Source organism: Hydrogenophaga sp., from assembly GCF_030158645.1.
Taxonomy (GTDB): Bacteria; Pseudomonadota; Gammaproteobacteria; order Burkholderiales; family Burkholderiaceae_C; genus Hydrogenophaga.
On record NZ_JAOASO010000093.1, the window covers coordinates 1 to 20671 of the forward strand.

Annotated in this window: 18 protein-coding genes; 9 read left to right on the forward strand and 9 right to left on the reverse strand. The window is 62.2% G+C overall.

Going from position 1 to position 20671, the window contains the following annotated elements; genetic code table 11:
* Positions 1-1145: chaperonin GroEL (gene groEL / locus Q1W68_RS10505; RefSeq protein WP_300716563.1), on the forward strand; the 1145-nt coding region annotated here is incomplete at its 5' end.
* Between the two features lie 312 nt (positions 1146-1457).
* Here the strand turns inward: groEL and tal are convergent.
* Positions 1458-2399, reverse strand: a complete 942-nt coding sequence (gene tal / locus Q1W68_RS10510) for a transaldolase (RefSeq protein ID WP_300650301.1) — start codon at positions 2397-2399, stop codon at positions 1458-1460.
* A gap of 65 nt (positions 2400-2464) precedes the next feature.
* Between tal and Q1W68_RS10515 the strand changes: the two genes are divergently transcribed.
* Entirely contained in the window at positions 2465-3313 is an 849-nt protein-coding gene (locus tag Q1W68_RS10515; protein WP_300650303.1) for an SIS domain-containing protein, read from the forward strand.
* A gap of 15 nt (positions 3314-3328) precedes the next feature.
* On the opposite strand, the gene Q1W68_RS10520 is transcribed toward Q1W68_RS10515, so the two are convergent.
* From Q1W68_RS10520 to Q1W68_RS10555, 8 genes are all read right to left on the reverse strand, one after another.
* Positions 3329-4426: a dipeptide ABC transporter ATP-binding protein gene (locus Q1W68_RS10520; RefSeq protein WP_300650306.1), complete on the reverse strand. Its 1098-nt coding sequence runs from the start codon at positions 4424-4426 to the stop codon at positions 3329-3331.
* A complete protein-coding gene (locus Q1W68_RS10525) occupies positions 4423-5397 on the reverse strand; it encodes an ABC transporter ATP-binding protein (RefSeq protein WP_300716565.1) in 975 nt (324 codons plus the stop codon). Before Q1W68_RS10525 ends, Q1W68_RS10520 begins: the two co-directional genes overlap by 4 nt.
* Positions 5398-5401: 4 nt before the next feature.
* The gene (locus Q1W68_RS10530) at positions 5402-6313 is read right to left on the reverse strand and encodes an ABC transporter permease (protein ID WP_300716567.1); all 912 of its coding nucleotides are present in this window, start codon (positions 6311-6313) and stop codon (positions 5402-5404) included.
* Between the two features lie 130 nt (positions 6314-6443).
* Positions 6444-8021: an ABC transporter substrate-binding protein gene (locus tag Q1W68_RS10535; RefSeq protein WP_300716570.1), complete on the reverse strand. Its 1578-nt coding sequence runs from the start codon at positions 8019-8021 to the stop codon at positions 6444-6446.
* The gene (locus tag Q1W68_RS10540; RefSeq protein ID WP_300652150.1) at positions 8018-9298 is read right to left on the reverse strand and encodes a M20 aminoacylase family protein; all 1281 of its coding nucleotides are present in this window, start codon (positions 9296-9298) and stop codon (positions 8018-8020) included. The genes Q1W68_RS10535 and Q1W68_RS10540 overlap by 4 nt, the downstream gene beginning before the upstream one ends.
* A 12-nt stretch (positions 9299-9310) precedes the next feature.
* Positions 9311-10291: an ABC transporter permease gene (locus Q1W68_RS10545; RefSeq protein WP_300660657.1), complete on the reverse strand. Its 981-nt coding sequence runs from the start codon at positions 10289-10291 to the stop codon at positions 9311-9313.
* 64 nt (positions 10292-10355) lie between these two features.
* Positions 10356-11942, reverse strand: coding sequence for an ABC transporter substrate-binding protein (locus tag Q1W68_RS10550; protein ID WP_300660660.1), 1587 nt, complete (start codon positions 11940-11942; stop codon positions 10356-10358).
* A gap of 100 nt (positions 11943-12042) precedes the next feature.
* Positions 12043-12804: a DUF3047 domain-containing protein gene (locus Q1W68_RS10555; protein ID WP_300652143.1), complete on the reverse strand. Its 762-nt coding sequence runs from the start codon at positions 12802-12804 to the stop codon at positions 12043-12045.
* A 240-nt stretch (positions 12805-13044) separates the two neighbouring features.
* On the opposite strand from Q1W68_RS10555, the gene Q1W68_RS10560 reads away from it, so the two are divergent.
* From Q1W68_RS10560 to Q1W68_RS10590, 7 genes are all read left to right on the forward strand, one after another.
* Positions 13045-13377: a DUF655 domain-containing protein gene (locus tag Q1W68_RS10560; protein WP_300652141.1), complete on the forward strand. Its 333-nt coding sequence runs from the start codon at positions 13045-13047 to the stop codon at positions 13375-13377.
* A 214-nt stretch (positions 13378-13591) separates the two neighbouring features.
* Positions 13592-13990 (forward strand): hypothetical protein, encoded by a 399-nt coding sequence (locus Q1W68_RS10565; RefSeq protein ID WP_300652140.1) that lies wholly within the window; start codon positions 13592-13594, stop codon positions 13988-13990.
* A gap of 142 nt (positions 13991-14132) precedes the next feature.
* Complete coding sequence (locus tag Q1W68_RS10570; protein WP_300652137.1) at positions 14133-15410, forward strand: TolC family protein; 1278 nt, start codon at positions 14133-14135, stop codon at positions 15408-15410.
* A gap of 41 nt (positions 15411-15451) precedes the next feature.
* A complete protein-coding gene (locus Q1W68_RS10575) occupies positions 15452-16000 on the forward strand; it encodes a hypothetical protein (protein ID WP_300652134.1) in 549 nt (182 codons plus the stop codon).
* Positions 15997-17109 carry an HlyD family efflux transporter periplasmic adaptor subunit gene (locus Q1W68_RS10580; protein WP_300652131.1) on the forward strand — a complete coding sequence of 371 codons (1113 nt, stop codon included), beginning with the start codon at positions 15997-15999 and terminating at the stop codon, positions 17107-17109. Before Q1W68_RS10575 ends, Q1W68_RS10580 begins: the two co-directional genes overlap by 4 nt.
* Positions 17110-17119: 10 nt before the next feature.
* Positions 17120-20239, forward strand: a complete 3120-nt coding sequence (locus Q1W68_RS10585) for an efflux RND transporter permease subunit (RefSeq protein WP_300652127.1) — start codon at positions 17120-17122, stop codon at positions 20237-20239.
* Between the two features lie 34 nt (positions 20240-20273).
* Positions 20274-20660, forward strand: coding sequence for a hypothetical protein (locus Q1W68_RS10590; protein ID WP_300652124.1), 387 nt, complete (start codon positions 20274-20276; stop codon positions 20658-20660).
* Positions 20661-20671 lie beyond the last annotated feature (11 nt).

Genomic DNA, 20671 nt, shown 5'->3' on the forward strand with positions numbered 1-20671 from the left:
AAGTGGGCAAAGAAGGCGTGATCACCGTGGAAGACGGCAAATCGCTGCAGAACGAACTCGACGTCGTCGAAGGCATGCAGTTCGACCGCGGCTACCTGTCGCCCTACTTCATCAACAACCCCGAGAAGCAGTCGGCCCTGTTGGACAACCCTTTCGTGCTGCTGTACGACAAGAAAGTCTCCAACATCCGTGACCTGCTGCCCACGCTGGAGCAGGTCGCCAAGGCCGGCCGTCCGCTGCTGATCATTGCCGAAGACGTCGAAGGCGAAGCCCTGGCGACCTTGGTGGTGAACACCATCCGCGGCATCCTGAAAGTGGTGGCTGTGAAGGCCCCTGGCTTCGGCGACCGCCGCAAGGCCATGCTGGAAGACATCGCCATCCTGACCGGCGGCAAAGTGATCGCTGAAGAAGTCGGCATGACGCTGGAAAAAGTGACTTTGGCTGACCTGGGCCAGGCCAAGCGCATCGAAGTGGGCAAGGAAAACACCACCATCATCGACGGCGCCGGCGCTGCTGCTGACATCGAAGCCCGCGTGAAACAAGTGCGCGTGCAGATCGAAGAAGCCACCTCCGACTACGACCGCGAGAAGCTGCAAGAGCGCGTGGCCAAGCTGGCCGGCGGTGTGGCCGTGATCAAGGTCGGCGCTGCCACCGAAGTCGAGATGAAGGAAAAGAAAGCCCGCGTGGAAGACGCCCTGCACGCCACGCGCGCTGCGGTGGAAGAAGGCATCGTCGCCGGTGGTGGCGTGGCCCTGCTGCGTGCACGTCAGGCCGCTGGCACCATCAAAGGTGACAACGCCGACCAGGACGCCGGTATCAAGCTGGTGCTGAAAGCCATCGAAGCGCCCCTGCGCGAGATCGTGGCCAACGCCGGTGGCGAGCCATCGGTGGTGGTCAACGCCATCCTGGCTGGCAAGGGCAACTACGGTTTCAACGCCGCCAACGACACCTACGGCGACATGATCGAGATGGGCATTCTGGACCCCACGAAAGTGACCCGCACTGCACTGCAGAACGCCGCTTCCGTGTCCAGCCTGATGCTGACGACCGAAGCCATGGTGGCCGAGTCCCCGAAGGATGACGCACCTGCCATGGGCGGCGGCGGCATGGGTGGCATGGGCGACATGGGCGGAATGGGCATGTAATTGCTCCTTGCCTGAGACGCCATGCCGGCGTTGCAAGGGCTTGCCGTGGCGCTGCCACTGTCTACGCCCTTGCGCCTTGGCCTGGCGCCTCATGCTGCGTCGGAATGCATCGCTGCAAGCCGACAAAGGAAACCCAAGAAAAAAACCCCGCGAGGCGACTCGCGGGGTTTTTTCATTGGGTCGTCAGTCTTCGGTCGTTCGCCAACCCAAAGCGCGGGTGTCCGGTTGGGTCGGATGGCGATTTGCTGACGCGAAGCGGCTGATGAGCTGTCCGGCCCACCCGGGCACCCACGCGCTCCAGGCCAAAGAAACTCAGCGCATCAAAGCTTCCAGCTTGATGGTGTCAGCCACAAAAGCCCGGATGCCTTCGGACAGCTTCTCCGTGGCCATGGCGTCCTCGTTCAAGGCAAACCGGAAGCTGGCCTCGTCGTGGGTCACAAAAGGAATGTCCATGGCTTTCGCGGCATCGGCATTCAACGCCCGGCTCAGGGGAGCTTCGCTCGCAGCCAATTGGGCCAACAATTCCGGGCTGATGGTCAGCAGATCGCAGCCGGCCAGCGCCGTGATCTGGCCCACGTTGCGAAAGCTCGCGCCCATCACCTCGGTGGCGATGCCGTGCTTTTTGTAGAACTCGTAGATGGCGCGCACCGATCGCACACCCGGGTCGTTGGGGCCCGCCATTGCGGCCTCATCCCAGCCCGCACCGGCGGTTTTCTTGTACCAGTCGTAGATCCGCCCCACGAAGGGGGAGATCAACTGCACCTGGGCTTGCCCGCAGGCCACGGCCTGGGCAAACGAGAACAACAAGGTGAGGTTGGTGTGGATGCCGTCCCGCTCCAGCCGGGCGGCGGCCTGGATGCCCTCCCAGGTGGACGCGATCTTGATCAGCACGCGGTCCACAGGCACGCCCTCGCCCTGGTACAGGTCGATGATTCGGCGCGCTCGGGTCACGGTGGCCTCGGTGTCGAAGCTCAGGCGGGCGTCCACTTCGGTGGACACACGACCCGGAATCAGCCGCAGGATCTCGCAGCCGAAACGCACCAGCAAGCGGTTCGTCACCTCGTCCAGGCCCTGCGCACCGTGTTGCGCCACGGCTTCTTTCAACAGGTGCGCGTACTCGGGCTTTTGCACCGCCTTGAGGATGAGCGAGGGATTGGTCGTGGCGTCTTGCGGCGCGAACGCAGCGATCTGCTTGAAGTCGCCGGTGTCGGCGACCACGGTGGTGAATTGTTTGAGGGCGTCGAGCTGGTTCATGGACCGCATTATCGAGCAGGGCAGGTAATAAAATTTCACCCTGCCATGCAACCCAGGTAACCAACATGCTCGACCGGATCAAAGCCTCCCTGCCTTCACTGGCGCCCGCCGAGCAACGTGTGGCCAAACTCGTGCTGCTGGACCCCCGCACCTTCGCCAGCCTGCCCGTGACCGAACTCGCCGACCGCGCCCACGTGAGCAAACCCACCGTGGTGCGCTTTTGCCGCAGCATGGGATACGACGGCCTGTCCGATTTCAAGCTCAAGCTGGCCGGCACGGTGAGCGAGGGCGTGCCCTTCATCCACCGCAGCGTGGATGTGGACGACAAGACCGGTGACGTGCTGGTCAAGGTGATCGACAACACGGTGGCGGCGTTCCTGAAATACCGCAACGACGCGTCGAGCCACGCGATCGAAAAGGTGGTGGACGCGCTGGTCGCGACCTACAAGCACAAGGGCCGCATCGAGTTCTATGGCGCTGGCAATTCCGGCATCGTGGCGCAGGACGCCCAGCACAAGTTCTTTCGCCTGGGCATCAACGCCATTGCGTACAGCGACGGCCACATGCAGGTGATGAGCGCGTCCTTGCTCGGTCCGGGCGACTGCGTGGTGATCGTCTCCAACTCGGGTCGCACGCGCGACCTGATGGACGCGGCCGACATCGCGCGCAAGCACGGCGCCACCGTGATCACCATCACCACCAGCGGCACCCCGCTGGCGCAGGCCGGCCACTTCCACCTGTCGGCCGACCATCCCGAAGGCTACGACCGCTACAGCCCCATGACCTCGCGCCTGATGCACCTCATGGTGATCGACATCGTGGCGACGTGCCTCGCGCTGCGCATTGGCGGCAACAAACTGCAGCCGCTGCTCAAAGAGATGAAAAACAACCTCAAGAGCAAGCGGTACGCCTGAGCCAGAGGGTCGTCTTCAAATGCGGTTTTCTTCCACCGCGTGGCACGCGATGCGGATACCGCCCAGGGTCAGCAGCTGGGGCCGTTCGTTGCGGCAGCGCTGGTTGGCGTGCGGGCAGCGCGGGTTGAAGGCGCAGCCCGGGGGTGGGTTCAGCGGGTTGGGCACCTCGCCGGAGACCGGCGTGCGTGCGCGGCCGGTGTCGTGCATCTTCGGGATTGCGTCCAGCAGCATGCGCGTGTAGGGGTGGCGCGGGCTGTCGAACAGCGTGTGCTTGGGTGCGAGCTCCACCAGCCGGCCCAGGTACATCACGCCCACCCGATCGCTCACATGGCGCACGACGGCGAGGTTGTGGCTGATGAAGAGATACGTCAGACCTCGCTGCCGCTGCAGGTCTTTCATGATGTTGAGCACCTGCGCCTGCACGCTCACGTCCAGCGCACTGGTGGGCTCATCGCACACCAGAAACTCGGGCTGTGTGGCCAGCGCACGCGCAATCGAGATGCGCTGGCGCTGTCCGCCGCTGAACTGGTGCGGGTACTTCACCCGGTCCAGCGGCGACAGGCCGACCGACTGGAGCAGTTCGTCGACCCGGTCGCGCAGCGCGGCCGGCTCGGTCACGATCGCGTGTTCGCGCAGCGGCTCGGCAACGATGTCTTCCACGCGCCAGCGGGGGTTCAAGCTGGCGTAGGGGTCCTGAAAGATCATCTGGATGCGGCGGCGCAGCCGACGGCCCTCGGGCGTCTTGAACGCAGCGTGTGCGTCCTGCCCGTCAAACTCGAAGCCGCCGCGCGTGGGCTCGTACAGCCCCACCAGCAGGCGCGCCACGGTGCTCTTGCCACAGCCCGACTCGCCCACCAGGGCCAGCGTCTGGCCACGTGGTATGTCGAAAGACACACCGTCCACCGCTCGCAGCAACTGGCGTGGCTGGCGCTCGATCACGCGGTTCAGCCAGGGCGCCGACACATCGAAGGTCTTGGCCAGGTCGGTGGCGCGCACCAGCGGTGCGGCGTTGGTCGCATCCAGCGTCGCCGCCGACACGGCCGCGCGGGTCTCGGCTGTCTTGGCCCGGGCCGCCTGGGCCTCCACGGCCCGCTCGAACATGTCCGAACTCATGCGGCGGCTCCGGCGCTGGCGTGCAGCCAGCAAGCAGCGCGCGTGGCGCCCGCCGTCAGCAGATCGGGCCGATCCACGTGGCAGCGGTCAAACACCTTGTCGCAGCGCGGGTTGTAGGCGCAGCCGGTCGGGATCGCGTTGAGGCGCGGCATGGCCCCATCGATCTGGTGCAGGCGTTCGCGGTCCACGCTCATGTCGGGGATGCAGGCCATCAGGCCAGCGGTGTACGGGTGGGCCGGGTGGTTGATGACGTCGTGCACCGGACCGATTTCAGCGATGCGCCCGGCGTACATCACGGCCACGCGGTCGCAGGTTTCGGCGATCACGCCCATGTCGTGCGTGATCAGCATCACCGCTGCACCACGCTGTTTGCAGATGGTCTTGAGCAGCGTGATGATCTGCGCCTGGATCGACACGTCGAGCGCGGTGGTCGGCTCGTCGGCCACGATGAGCTGCGGCTCGGCCGCCAGCGCCAGCGCAATCACCACGCGCTGGCGCATGCCGCCACTGAACTGGTGCGGATAGTGGTCAATGCGCTGCTCGGCCGCGGGAATGCCGGTGTCCTTGAGCAGCTCGATGGCACGTTGGCGCGCCTCGGCCTGCGTGACCGGCAGGTGGGTGGTGATGGTCTCGATGAGCTGGCGGCCCACCGAGTACAGCGGGTTGAGCGAGGTCAGCGGGTCTTGAAAGATCGCGCCGATCTTGCGTCCGCGCACCTTGCGCATTTCTTCATGGGGCAGGTTGTCGATGCGCTGACCCTGCAGCAAAACTTCTCCCGAGGCCACGCGACCCGGCGGCTCGAGCAGGCCGATGATGGACGCGCCGGTGAGCGACTTGCCCGCGCCGGATTCACCCACCACGCCGAGGATTTCACCCGGTGCGATGTCGAAGGAAATGTCGTCGAGCGCGCGCAGCGTGCCGCGGCGGCCGGGAAACTCGACGACGAGGTTCTTGACTTGAAGGAGGCTCATGTTGTTATCGGAGTCGCGGGTTCAACGCGTCGCGCAGCCAGTCGCCGAGCAGGTTCACGCTGAGTGCGATCAGCACCAGCATGGCGCCGGGGAAAATGGTGATCCACCACTCGCCGGAGAACAGATAGTCGTTGCCCACACGGATCAACGTACCCAGGGACGGAGAAGTGGGCGGCGCGCCTACCCCCAGGAAAGAGAGCGTGGCTTCGGTGATGATGGCCGTGGCCACCTGGATCGTGGCCAGCACGAGCACCGGACCCATGACGTTGGGCAGCACATGGCTGCGCATGATGCGCAGCGGAGCCACACCGGTCACGCGCGCGGCCTGCACGTATTCCTTGTTGCGCTCCACCAGCGTGGAGCCGCGCACGGTGCGCGCGTACTGCACCCAGCCGGTGAGCGTGATCGAGATGATGAGCACGCCGAAGGCCAGCGCGTCGTGCGCGTTGGGGAACAGCGCGCGGCCCACACCGGCGATGAGCAGCGCGACCAGGATGGCCGGAAACGACAGCATCACGTCGCACAGCCGCATGAGCACGCTGTCGATCCAGCCACCCAGAAAGCCGGCGGCGAGCCCCAGCGACACGCCGATCACCACCGAGAGCACCACCGACGCCAACCCCACCGCCAGCGAAATGCGGGCACCGTACATCAGCGCCGACAGGATGTCGCGCCCCTGGTCGTCGGTGCCCAGCAGGAAATTGCGCGAACCATCGGAGCTCCAGGCCGGCGGCAGGCGCGCATTGGAGAGTTCGAGCGTGGCGAGATCAAACGGGTTGTGCGGTGCCACCCAGGGCGCGAACACCGCACAGAAAACGCAGATGAACGCCATCACCGCCGCCACGATGGCGGTGGGCGAGGAGCGAAAGCTGTGGCCGACATCGCTGTCGAACCAGCGGTGCAGAAAAGAGGTCAACGTGAATTCCTAAGAGTGCATCGAGTGAGAAAACCTCCAGCCCAAGGCGCGCGAGGGTCCGGCTCCGCCGGCCCCAGCGTGCGTCCCCCCACCGGGGGGAAGCCGCCGCAGGCGGCGCAGGGGGGGCTTTCTACTTCACAGACATGTATCGGAAAGGCATGAAGTTGTCTGCCACCTGGACCAGGGTCACGTTGCTGGCCACGCCCCAGGCGAGCGCCTGCTGGTGCAGCGGCAAATGCCCGATGTCGTCAGAGTGCAGCTTGAAAGCCTGCTTGATCAACGCGTCGCGCTTGGTTTTGTCGGTTTCCGACTGGATCTGCACCGTGAGCTCGTCGAGCTTGGGGTTGCAATACGCACCCAGGTTGAACTGGCCGCTACCCTTGTCGTCCACACAGCGCATCAACGCGTTCAGCGCGTTGTGCGAATCGTAGGTGCCCGGGGTCCAGCCCAGCATGTAGAAGCTCGTGTCGCGCTTGAGGATCTTGGGGAAGTAGGTGCCCTTGGTCTCGGCCTGCAACAGGATCTTCACGCCCACGCGAGCCAGGTTTGTGGCCACCGCCTGGCAGATCGCTGCGTCGTTCACATAACGGTCGTTCGGGCAGTTCATGGCCACCTCGAAACCGTTGGGGTAGCCGGCCTCGGTGAGCAGTTTCTTCGCCGCATCGGGGTCGTACGGCAAGCGGGTGTTCATCGACTCGTCAAAGCCGTTGATGCCGGGCCCCACCATCAGCGCCGTGGGCTGGGAGGCGCCGCGCATCACGGTGCGCTGGATGCCGTTGATGTCGATCGCCTGGTAGAACGCCTGGCGCACGCGCTTGTCCTTGAACGGGTTCTTGCCCTTGACGTTGGAGAAGAGCAGCTCGTCCCGCTTCTGGTCCATGCCGAGGAAGATGGTGCGCAGCTCCGGGCCCTGCATGACCTTGGTCTTGCCGCTGGCGCTGATGCGCGCCACGTCCTGCAGCGGCACGGGTTCGATCACATCCACCTGACCCGAGAGCAGCGCGGCCACGCGCGTGGAGTCGTTGCCGATGGGCGTGTACTCGACGTTGATCACATTGCCTTCGATCTTTCCCCAGTAGTTGCCGTTGCGAACGAAGGTGGTCTTGACGTTGGGCTGGCGCTCGCGCAGGCGAAACGGGCCTGTGCCGTTGGCGCGGAACGAGGCCGCGTTCTCGATGCCCTTGCGGCGGTCCACGGGCCGGGTGGCCTGGTTCTCTTCTGCCCACTTCTTGTTCATCATGAAGAGCAGCGAGATCACGTCCGGCAGGATGGGGAATGGCGACTTGGTCTCGATCTCCACCGCAAAGTCGCCTAGCTTGCGCACCGCCTTGATGTCGTTGGTGTAGCTTCGCATGTCCGAACCCTCACCCCCAGCACGCGCAAAACTGAAGAGCACGTCATCGGCCGTGAACGGCGCGCCATCGTGGAATGTCACGCCCTTGCGCAGCTCGAAACGCCACACGTTGGGCGAGGTCTGCTTCCAGCTGGTGGCCAGGCCGGGGACCAGCTGGAGGTTGCGGTCGCGCGCCACCAGTGGCTCGTAGACGTTGCTGGTGACGCTGAGCTGCAGGGACTCGTTGAGCGAATGCGGGTCCATCGAGAGCGCATCGCCCTGGTTGCCGATGCGGATCGTCTGGGCCTGCGCTGCGCACAGCGCCAGCACGGCACCCACCAGCAGGCTGGCCGCCCGCGTTGTCTTGAACTTCATGCATCGCTCCTTGCGGGGTTGGAAATGGTGGAAACGTGGTTGGCGGACTTGACGTGCCCCTCGGGCAGCGGCATGCCCTGCTCGACCAGCCCCGCGTGCAGGGCTGCCCCCAAAGGCAGCACCTCGTCGTTGAAGTCGTAACGGCTGTTGTGCAGGTAGCAGCCGCCCATGCCACTCTCGAGGCCCTGACCCAGGCGCAAATACGCGCCCGGCTTGACCTGCAGCATGAACGAAAAATCTTCGGCCCCCATGCTCGGGTCCATGTTGCGGTCCACGTGGTCGTGGCCCAGCAGCCGCTGAGCCACGTCACCCGCGAAGCGGGCTTCGGCAGCGCTGTTGATGGTGGCCGGGTACACGCGCTCGTATTTCACGTGGGCTGCAGCCCCCAGACCGAGTGCCACGCCCGAGCACACCTCCTGCAGGCGCTGCTCGATCATGTTTTGCACCTCGGCGTTGAACGTGCGAACCGTGCCCACCAGCGTGGCCTTGCCCGGCACCACGCTGTACGCGCCCAGGTCACCAGCCTGCATGGCGCAGATGCTGATGACCGCGCTGTCGATGGCGCGCACGTTGCGCGAGACGATGCTCTGAACCGCCGTGATGATGTGGGCCGAGACCAGCACCGGGTCCACCGTCTGGTAGGGGTGCGCGCCGTGACCACCTTTGCCGATGATCTCGATCGTGATGCGATCGGCCGAGGCCATCATGGGCCCTGGGTTCACACCCACGGTGCCGGGTTTCATCTGTGGCCAGTTGTGCATGCCGTAGACCGACTGGACCGGAAAGCGCTCGAACAGCCCGTCCTCGATCATCGCCTTGGCGCCGGCAAAGCCCTCCTCGCCGGGCTGAAAGATCAGCACCGCCGTGCCGTCGAACTGTCGCGTCTCGGCCAGGTAGCGCGCAGCACCCACCAGCATGGTGGTGTGTCCGTCGTGACCGCAGCCGTGCATCATGCCGGGCCTGGTGGATTTCCAGGCAAAGTCGTTGTGCTCGGTCATGGGCAAGGCGTCCATGTCGGCGCGCAGGCCGATCATGCGGCCGCTCTCGCGCCGCTGACCGTGGATCACCGCCACCACGCCGGTCTTGCCGATGCCGGTGTGAATTTCGTCCACGCCACACACCTTGAGCGACTCCACCACACGCTGCGCGGTGTAGTGCTCTTCAAAACCGATCTCCGGGTGCGCGTGCAGGTCGCGGCGCAGCGCGGTGAGCTCGGGGTGAAACGCCGCGATGTGCGCGAAGGCGCGGCCGTGGGCTTTGATGCGGGAGTTCAACATATCGGTGCAGGCTCAGTGGCCGCCAGACTTTTCCACGCGCAGGCGCGGATCGACGGCAAAGTACAGCAAATCGACGATCAGGTTGATCACCACGAAAATCAACGCGATCAAACAGAGGTAGGCGGCCATGACCGGAATGTCGGCGAACGTGACCGCCTGGATGAACAACAGCCCCATGCCCGGCCACTGGAACACCGTTTCGGTGATGATGGCAAACGCGATCAGGCCCCCGAGCTGCAGGCCGGTGATGGTCATCACCGGCACCAACGTGTTTTTCAAGGCGTGTCCGAAATGGACGGCGCGGTCGGTCAGCCCTCGCGCCCGCGCGAACTTGATGTAGTCGGTGCGCAGCACCTCCAGCATCTCGGCGCGCACCAGCCGCATGATGAGCGTGAGCTGGAAGATGGCCAGCGTGATGGCCGGCAAGGTGATGTGCAACCAGCCTTTGGCGGTGAGCAGACCGGTGGACCACCAGCCCAGTTGAACCACATCGCCCCGACCAAAACTCGGAAACCACCCCAGGTTCACGGCGAAAACCAGAATCAGCAGGATGCCGATGAGGAAGGTGGGCAGCGACACCCCGAGCAGCGACACCGTCATGAACACCTGGCTCATGAAGGTGCCTCGCTTCAGCGCCGCATACACCCCCATGGGAATGCCCACCGCCAGCGCCAGCACGGCGGCCACCAGCGCCAGTTCCAGGGTGGCAGGAAAGCGCTCGGCGATCAGGCGAGACACCTTGGCACCTTGGCGCAGGCTCAGCCCGAATTCACCCTGCACCGCGTTGGTCAGGAAATGCCAGAACTGCACGAAGAAAGCCTGGTCGAGACCAAGATCGGCGCGCAGCTCCCGGATCTGCTCGGCGGTGGCGTCCTGGCCCAGCAAAAAAACCACCGGATCGCCCACGTACTGAAACAGCATGAACGCGATCAGCGCAACGCTGACCATGACGATCACGGCCTGCGCCAGGCGCCGAAGAATGAATGCAAACATCGTGGGTACACATGAAAAAAGGGTCGCACCACGCGGTGAACGACCCCCTACCGATCAGCCGATTTCAGTTTACCTTGATCAACCGCCAGTCGAGCCGGTTGTCCGCGCGGTGCACCACGTCAATGCTCTTCTTCATGGCCCACGGAATCACCTGGTTGTGCAGCGGTATGTGCGCGACATCGTCGTTCTGGAGCGCCAGGGCCTTGGTCAGCAACTCGGTTCGCAGTTTCAGGTCCGTTTCCTTCTTGGTGCGCTCCACCAGCGCGTCCATTTGCGGATTGCTGTAGCGGCCCACGTTGTAGTTGCCGTCACCACCCGCACCCACCGAGCGCACCAGCGACTGCAGGCTGTAGAGCGCATCAAAGGTCGGCACGCCCCAGCCCAGCATGTAGATGCTGGCTTCGTAGCGCTGGATCATGGGGAAGTAAGTCACCAGCGGCAGTGTGCGCAGCTTGGCCTTCACACCGATGCGCGCCCACATGGCCGTGACCGCCTGGCAGATCTGTTCGTCGTTGATGTAGCGGTTGTTCGGGCAGGCGAAGTCCACCTCGAAGCCGTCGGGGTAGCCGGCGTCGGCGAGCAGTTTTTGGGCCGCCGCCACATCGAACGGAAACCGTTTGTGCACCGCGTCCGTCCAGCCATTGACCTGCGGCGCCACCAGCGCACCGGTGGGCTGGCCCAGGCCGCGCAAGGTGACACGTGAGATGGTGTTGATATCGATCGCCTGGTAGAGCGCCTTGCGCACACGCTGGTCTTTCAGCGGGTTCTTGCCCTTGATGTTGCTGCCCGGCAGTTCGCTTCGGAACTGGTCCATGCCGAAGAAGATGGTGCGGTTCTCGATCCCGTCGACCACCTTGAGTCGGCCCTCGGAGCGCACCCGCGGCAGGTCCTGTGGGCTCGGATCCAGCACCAGATCCACCTCACCCGACAGCAGCGCGGCCATGCGCGTGGCCACCGCCTTCACCGGCGTGTAGATCACCTCGGTCACATTGCCATCGGCCTGGCCCCACCAGCTCGGGTTTCGCGTGAGCACCAGCTTCTGGTCGGGTTGCCACTCTTTCAGCACAAACGGACCGGTGCCATTGGCATTGCGGTGGGCAAAATTTTCTTCCTGCGTCTTGATGTCTTTCGGCGACGTCGTGTTGTTCTTCTCCGACCACGCCTTGCTCATCATGCGCAGCTCGGTGAGCTGGTTGAGCAGCACCGGGTTGGGGTCTTTGGTGAAGATGTCGATGGTGTTCGCGTCCACCTTCACCACGCGGTCAATGCCCTGCGCGTAGATACCGAAGTTGGAGGTCTTGGCCATGGCGCGCTCGATCGAGAACACCGCGTCGTCGGCCGAAAAGGTGGAGCCGTCGTGAAACTTCACACCGGTGCGCAGATTGAGACGCAGCTGGGTGGGCGTCACCTGCTTCCATGCCGTGGCCAAAATCGGCTCGGGCTTGAAGGTCTTGCTGTTGTAGTACACGAGCGACTCGTACACCGCTGCGTGGATGCCGTTGGACAACGCGTTGTTCTGCGAATGGATGTCCCAGGTGGGGATGTCGCTGGCGCTGGTCCATTTGAACGTTTTGGCGTGCGACCCGCTTGAACCCAGGGCGAGCGCTGCGGAGAAAACGGCCAAGTGAAGCGTCGAAACACGTGCATTCATGAAGACATCCCTGAACAGTTGAACTGGCAGGGACTATGCAACAAACGTTCCCGTGTTCGAGCCGGGCTAACCCGAATCGACAACCTGGGCAGGTTGGAGGTCAGCGCGCAGGTGCGGCGTTGTCCAGCGTCAATGCGCCATACCAGGCGGTGAGCGCACTGTTCGTGTTGTCCGTGTCGGTCATGAGCGCCACGACGCGCAACGGCCCGGGCTCTTCACCAAACGCCAGCCGGTAGTCGGCCTGCACATCGCGCACATGGTCGCGCCAGCGACCCAGTTCGCCAGTGCCGCTGTCCACCACCAGCTTGCGAATGCGGTCGGTGCGAGGGTTCACCACCACCGTGCCCGGTGCTTCCTTGTTGCCCCACACATACATCAGCGTGGCAAACGGCAACTCTTCGCCCGTGAGCAACCGGGTCATTTCCGAGAGGCGGTGCGTCCTCGGTGTCCAGCGCGAACGGTCGCCCTCAAAGCCCAGCACCACGCCCACGGGCGAGTCCGATGCGTCCGAGGCTGCCAGATCGGCCTCCTGCGGCAACGCGTCCACCCTCCAGGAAAACGACAGGCGACCGGGCGCCGGCAGCGGCGATTCGAACCGCCGCCGCAAGATGCTCACCGAACTGTCTGCATTCACGCGCAGCGACGGCCGGGCCAATGCCACCACCGGCTCGTAAGCCACATAACGCTTGCCCGGCAACGCGAACGGCTGCCAGGGAACGTGGCCGGACGGCGTGATCAGCAGCTGCTGCGCCGCCTGGCGCAATACCGTCTCCCGCTGGGCGCCCGCGGCTTCGGAACCGTTGGCCACGTCGGGCGGCGACGAGCAAGCGCCCAGCGCGGCGGTGAGCACCAGCAAACCCACGCCAACGCACCGTCGGGATCCCCCAACAGCAACGCTCACACAGGAAGAAAAGGCATTCGGAATCATGTTTCAAACAGGTAAAAAAGGATTAATAGCTTGGCGATTTTTGATTTTTTGTGAATTCTTTTAAATTAAATTGATCAACCGAAACCTGACGGCAGGTTTCCGCGGCAGACGCGACGGCGCAAGCCCAACCGACGACGCTGGCGCGTTCAAACCACTTCAATCATCGGAGGATCCATGTTCAAGACATTGCTTGCCAGCCTGCTGGCACTGGTCACAGCCGCCAGCTTCGCTGCAGTCGACATCAACAAAGCCACACCAGCCGACCTCGACAGCATCAAAGGCATCGGTCCCAGCACATCCAGCAAGATCATCGAAGAGCGCAAGACATCACCGTTCAAGGCCTGGGCCGATCTGATCCAGAGGGTACCCGGCATCGGTGACAAACGCGCAGCCAAGCTGTCGTCCGAGGGCCTGACCGTGAACGGTGACGCATTCAAACCCACCGCTAAGCCGGTGGTGGAGAAAAAGCCGGTGGACAAGAAGCCTGCAGCGACCGCTGTGAAGTGATCTGAAAGGACGCACCCACAAAAAAACCCACCGCGTTGCCACGGTGGGTTTTTTGCTTCGGGTTCGAATATCAACTACTGGAGCACAAGCGCACAGCCAAGTGAGGTCGTTAAACCGGCGCACGCGGGATAGATGGTTTTCATCGTTGAAACCCTACAAACTGATTACCTTACGAAGGCCAAGGCGACATCTGCGCTGGCTATACTCCGCCTCGATGCGCGCTCTGACTGCCTTGGCTTTGATCTTTCTGCTGCCCCTCCAGCTTTCCTGGGCGGCAGTGGTGCCTTACTACGCGCATGAGTCGGGCATGAGTTCCGATTTCTCGGGGCTAACCGAGGTCCCAAGCAAGTCAAGCCACCCTAGTGGTTCAACCCAAACGTCTTCGCTATCCATCAGCCCGGAAGTCACTACCCACAGCATCGAGAAGACTTCGACCGGATCCATGAAATCCGACTGCGAACAATGCCACGGCCATTTCAGCGCTGTTTTAGGCATGGAGCCGGAAAACTTCGGCATATTCGCATCGGGCTTACACGACGTTGCTCCGGACGAATTTGGTGGCGCACACATGTCAAGCCGTCCAGAACGCCCTCAGTGGCGGCCCCTCGCCTGATCGGCGAGGCGGGTCTACCTTCCTACCCTCTTCCTTCGCTCCTGACGTCTAGCCGCAGCTAGCGGCGTGTCAGGCTCGAGTCGGCGCCAGCGTCGACAAATCGCCGATCTCCCTTGGATTAACTTCAATGTCGGAGCATCAGATGATTCAAAGAAATCGCACCAACGCGCAACTGCTGTGGACCACGGCGACGGTTGTTTGGGGATTGTGCGGCGCAGCGGCGCAAGCGCAAGGTACCGAAACGGCCGCACTGCGAGAAAACACTTCAAGCTTGCTTCAGATATTCGAAGCAACTTGGACACGCCAACCCGAGGCTGTAGCACTGCAAACGCGGCGCGAAGCCGCCAGTGCGCAACAGCGCGCAACAAGCGCTTGGACTCCAGAGCCGCCAGCGCTTGAGTTTTCAAATAAATCCGATCGTCTTTACCGCAATCAAGGTGCGCGGGAAATTGAGCTCGGAGTATCCGTACCTCTTTGGCTTCCAGGCGAGCGCAGTCGAGGCGCGGCTCTGGCCAGTGCCGAGAGTGCGGCTGTTGAAAGCCGTGCGGCGGCGGCGCGACTGCGCGTCGCCGCGTCGGTACGTGAAGCCTGGTGGCAGTGGCATAGAGCACGCATTGATGCGTACACGGCCCGAAGTCAACTTGACAGTACCCAACGCATTGCAGCTGACGTCGTTCTCCGGACAAAAGCCGGCGATCTGGCACGAGCCGATCAGCATCAAGCAGACGGCGCGGTTGCGGGCGCGCAGGCCAACGTTGCGCAAGCCGACGCTACCCTTACGGCGGCTCGCCAGCAGTTGCGCGCACTAGCCGGGTTCATACCCACACTCGATGAGCCGGGCATTGCAATACAGGAACCAGAACCTGGAATGGCCTTGATTGAAGTTGAAAGCCACGCTTCACTGCAGGAGCTGAAAGATCGTGCAGCTGTGGCTGAAAAAACCGCAGCACTGACCGCGAGCCGATCCCGCGCAAATCCCGAGCTCGTCTTGTCGACCGCGCGTGATCGCGGTTCATTTGGAGAATCGGCCCAGAAAACCATCACGTTGGGCGTACGAATCCCGTTCGGCAGTGGGCCGCGACAGGACTCTCGCATCGCAAGCGCAACTGCTGAGGCTACAGAGGCTCAGGCTCAGCTGGCGTTAGAGCGTGAACGTCTGATGGCTGAACGTGAGGCAGCGCGCGTGCGCGTGGATGGCCTGCGCACCCAGCTGGAGGCCACTGAGCGACGAGCTCAGCTCGCCCGCGAATCACGTAGTTTTTTTGATAAGTCTTTCCGGTTGGGAGAAACCGACTTGCCGACCCGGCTGCGTATCGAGGCGGAAGCGACAGAGGCCGAAAGACAAGCCTCTAGGACACGCATCGAGCTCTCAGCGGCTGTCTCTGCATGGAGGCAGGCGCTCGGCCTGCTCCCCCAATAAGACGTCCCTGACACATCAACTCCTTTTCTTGAGAACCACCCATGAAATTTCCGAAATTGTCAGTCGTATTGATAGCGACCACCTTCCTCTCTTTGTCTGTAGGGGCCAGCGAAGGCCACGATCACGGCGAGTCTGCACCCCAAAGCGCAGCAGAAGCGCTTCCTCGTTTTTCCGCCGTATCAGAGAGCTTCGAACTTGTCGGGGTACTTAGCGGTAAACAGATAACGCTATACCTCGACCGCTTTGCGGACAACAGCCCAGTGCGCAATGCAGAAATAGAACTCGATATCGGTGGCACGACATTCAAAGCTGGGAAGCAGGGCGAAGATGAATACGAGGTGGTGCTACCCACCGAACCCAAGCCCGGAGTACTGACAGTCTCGGCGACAGTTGTCGCCGGCGCTGAGTCCGATTTGCTCGCTGGTGAACTTGATGTCCACGAGGAAGCGCACACAGATGAAGCGGTAACGCGCTCCACAGTGGAATATGTGGGATGGTTCGCCGGGGGACTCGCCTGTTTGGCCCTGTTTGTCTGGGCCGGACGCCGGCTGATGACTTCCAGCAGCGCCCGTGCCGGAGGTGCAGCATGAAGCCCGCATTGATCGCCACATGCCTGGCACTGTTGTTGGCCCTCGCAAAAACACCCCTCGCCATTGCTGGCGAAGGCCATGACCATGGCGGCGCGCCCTCGGCGCCCAGTGCCAACGGGCCGCAGCGTCAGCCCGACGGCAGCGTCTTCCTCCCCAAGCCAGCGCAACGACAGTTGAGTATTCGCACCGTCGTCACCGAAGCCGCAGATCTGCCGCGCACGATCGAACTCGGAGCGAAGGTTTTGATGGACCCCAACGCTGGCGGCATGGTGCAGGCACTGAACGCTGGCCGCATTGAGCCGGGGCCGCGTGGACTGCCAAGCCCAGGGCAAGCGGTGCGCAAAGGCGAGGTGATGGCTTACGTTTTGTCGTCCGCAGCGCCGATTGAGCGTTCAAATCAAGCGGCACAACTGGCCGAGTTGCGCGCAACCAAGTCTTTGGCAGACAAGCGCGTCGCGCGCTTGCGGGAGCTGGCTGACACGGTACCGCGCAAGGAGGTAGAAGCAGTCGAAAGCGAGGCTGCCAGCCTGGCTGCTCGTATCGCTGCGGTCGGCGGAGGCTTGTCCAACCGTGAAGCACTTCTGGCGCCTGTGTCCGGCGTGATCGCATCGGCCAACGTGGTCGCAGGGCAGGTGGTCGATGCGCGTGAACTTGTGTTCGAAATCGTCGATCCCTCTCGCCTGCGAATCGAAGCGCTGGCATTCGACCCTGCCATCGTTTCCAACATTGGGAGTGCAAGTTTGGCGATTGGCGACAAGCCAGTGCAGCTCACCTTTGTCGGCGCCTCGCGCAGCCTTCGGGAGCAGGCCTTGCCTCTGACCTTCCGCGCTCAAGGCGCCGCACTCGACCAACTTGCAGTAGGTCAACCGGTGCGCGTATTCGTACAGACGAAAGAGAAGGTCATGGGCATCCCGGTACCGGTGGCCTCACTGATGAAGAACCCTGCCAACCAGACGGTGGTTTGGGTAAAAACAGCGCCGGAGCGGTTCGAGCCGAGGACGGTGACCATCGAGCCGCTGGACGGCGTCACTATTGCGGTTACTTCGGGACTGCAAGCCGGAGATCGTGTCGCGACGCAGGGCGCCACGCTGATCAATCAAGTTCGCTAAGGAAGCCATCATGTTCAAGTGGCTACTGGATAACAGCCTTTCGAATCGTTTGCTGGTGATGATCGCCAGCGTGGTTCTGATGGCCTATGGTGCATTCACGCTTTCGACCACTCCGGTGGACGTCTTCCCTGACCTCAACAAGCCAACTGTCACGATCATGACGGAGGCTGGTGGCATGGCGGCTGAAGAAGTCGAACAACTCATCACCTTCCCTCTTGAGACGACCATGAACGGCCTGCCAGGCGTGGAGTCGGTGCGCTCAACTTCGTCTGCTGGCCTGTCCTTTCTCTACGTGACTTTTGATTGGAGCACTGACATCTTTCGCGCCCGGCAACTGGTGTCGGAGAGGTTGTCGTCGATGGAAGAAGGCATTGCAAACGGGGTGGTGCCGCGCATGGGGCCTATCAGCTCGATCATGGGCGAGATCATGCAAATCGCCATCCCAGTCGATCCAAGCAAGATCAGCGCGATGGCTGTGCGCGAGTACGCTGATTGGGTGCTGCGACCGCGACTCCTCTCTGTACCCGGCGTTGCACAAGTCATTCCCATTGGAGGCGAGGTTCGTCAATTCCAAGTCCAACCCAACACCATGCGAATGGCCGAGCTGGGGATCACACACGGACAGCTCGAAGACGCGTTGAAGGGATATTCCTCAAACACCTCTGGTGGTTTTCTGGAGTTGAACGGTCGCGAGTATTTGATTCGCAATCTGGGGCGCACTTCCAAGCTGGATGACCTCAACAACCTGGCCTTGACCGCGAAGGACGGACAACCCATCCTGATGCGCCAAATTGCAGAGGTGACTTTTGCTGCTGCGCTGAAGCGGGGTGACGCAGGCTACGAAGGAAAACCGGCGGTGATTCTGGGTATCCAGAAGCAGCCAACTGCAGACACCATTGCTCTCACGCAGTCCATTGAGGAAGCACTTGAAGGGCTCAAGGCTTCGCTGCCCGCAGGGATGGAGCCGCCGCGAGTGACTTTTCGACAGGCCAGCTTCATCGAAGCCTCGATCACAACGTTGCAGGGCAAGCTGATAGGCGCTTCCATCTTTGTGGCAGTGATCCTTTTCTTCTTTCTGGGGACTCTGCGGCCGACCATCATCGCCCTGACGGCCATTCCAGTGTCGATCTTCATCACTGCTCTGGTCTTCAAGTATTTTGGACTGTCGATCAATACGATGACACTGGGCGGCTTGGCCATCGCGATTGGCGGTTTGGTCGATGACGCAGTGGTCGGGGTAGAGAACGTCCTTCGGCGATTGAAGGCCGATCGGGCCAACCATCCGCACAGCCGGTTGCACCCCATCGAAGTTGTTGCGCAAGCCACGATGGAAGTCAGATCGGCCATCCTCTACGCAACGATCATCATCGTGTTGGTGTTCATTCCGTTGTTCGCGTTGCCAGGATTGGAAGGCAAGCTGTTTGCGCCACTGGGCATCGCCTTCATCGTTTCGACCCTCGCGTCGTTGATCGTTTCGGTTACGGTCACTCCTGTGCTCAGCTTCTATCTTCTTCCACGCATGAAGAACCTGGACCACGGGGATACCAAAGTGCTTGCCTGGCTAAAGGCGCGTTACAGCAGCAGTTTGCAGGGCGTGCTCAACAGACCCAAAGCTGCCATGGCAGCCGCGGGGGCAGCAGTGCTGGTGGCGGCAGCCTCTGTGCCGTTCTTCCCAACAACATTCCTGCCGCCATTCAACGAGGGCACGTTGCTGATCGGGTTGCGTTTGAATCCTGGCGTGACTTTGACGGAGTCATCTGCGCTGGCTCGCCAGGCAGAGGTGTTGGTCAAACAAGTACCGGAGGTGACGCACGTCGGGCGCCGCAGTGGACGTGCCGAGCTCGATGAGCATGCGGAAGGTGTGCACGTGAACGAACTCGACGTAGGATTGAAACCGACTGCCGAACTGACGCGCAGCATGGACGAAATCAAGGCCGACATCCGGGCGCGTTTGATCAATCTGCCAGCTGCCCTGGAGATCGGGCAGCCTATTTCTCACCGCATTGACCATATGCTCTCGGGCGTGCGCTCGCAGATTGCAATCAAGATTTTCGGAGAGGACCTGGACGCGTTGCGGGGACAGGCGGATGCACTGCGTGCCAGGCTGGCCACCATTCCAGGTATTGCAGATCTTCAGATCGAAAAGCAGGTGCTTTCGCCGCAAATCAAGGTGCGCATCGACTACGCTGCTGCTGCCCAATATGGAGTCCCTGCACCGCAGGTTTTATCCGCCCTGCAAGCGTTGGTTGAAGGCGAGAAAATCACCCAGATCGTGGAAGGCAGCCGGCGATTTGCACTGGTGGTGAAGCTGCCGGAGTCGGCGCGGTCCGTGGAGGGCTTGAGTCAGATCCTGATCGAAACTCCAGCCGGGCGCATACCGCTGTCGAAAATTGCCACCATCGAAGATGGGGATGGACCCAATCAGATCAGTCGCGATGACGGCAAGCGGCGCATCGTGTTGTCAGCAAATGCTTCCGGGCGCGCGCTGTCCGAAATCGTCGTTGATATCCGGCGGGTGGTCGCTGAGACAAAGCTGCCGGAGGGTTACTTCATTACCCTGGGTGGTCAGTTCCAAGCACAGGAAGAAGCTGCGCGGCTGGTCGGTCTGTTGTCGATCGTGTCGCTTACCCTGATGTTTGTCGTGCTGTACAGCCGCTACAAGTCGGCGGCGCTTTCGGCGCTGATCATGGTGAACATTCCGCTCGCCTTGGTCGGTGCTGTGATAGGGCTTTGGCTGTCAGGTCAGCCCCTCAGCGTCGCAGCATTGGTGGGCTTCATCACCCTCGCCGGCATCTCAGTGCGTAACGGCATCCTCAAGGTCAGCCACTACATCAACTTGATGCGTTTAGAGGGTGAGTCCTTCGACCAGAAGATGGTCATGCGCGGTTCGCTCGAACGGTTGAGCCCGGTGCTGATGACGGCTTTGGTGACAGCCTTTGCGCTGGCCCCGCTGCTTTTCGAAGCTGAACAACCTGGAACCGAGGTTTTGCACCCTGTAGCCGTTGTGATTTTTTCCGGTCTGATCAGCTCAACCCTGCTTGACACCTTCCTGACGCCGGCCATGTTCTGGCTGTTTGGGCGCAAGCCTGCCGAAGCCCTCATGAACGACAAAGATGCCGAAGCACTTTGATTTTTACCCTGCCATCCACCCCGAAAGGACTCTCATGAAAACGAAAATATTGGCCGCTTCTGCGGCCTTGGCCTTGGCCAATATGGCCTTGGCTGCTGGCGACAAGCACAGCCACGCACACGAGCACAAACCGCTGCACGGAGGCGTTGTCGTCGAACTCAAGGACATGGACTATGAATTGGTGGCCAAGTCCTCGATCATCCAGCTGCACCTGCGCGACCACGGGAAACCCGCTGACGTGTCCAAAGGCACTGCCAAGGTGACGCTGCTGACAGGCACTGAAAAACAGGAAGTTGAACTGAAACCCGTCGGCGACAAGCTCGAAGCCACAGGCAACTTCAATATCGGCTCAGGCACCAAAGCCGTCGCTGTGGTGACCTTGGCGGGCAAGCCAGCTACCGTGCGCTTTGTCATGAAGTGACGCGCTTTTGC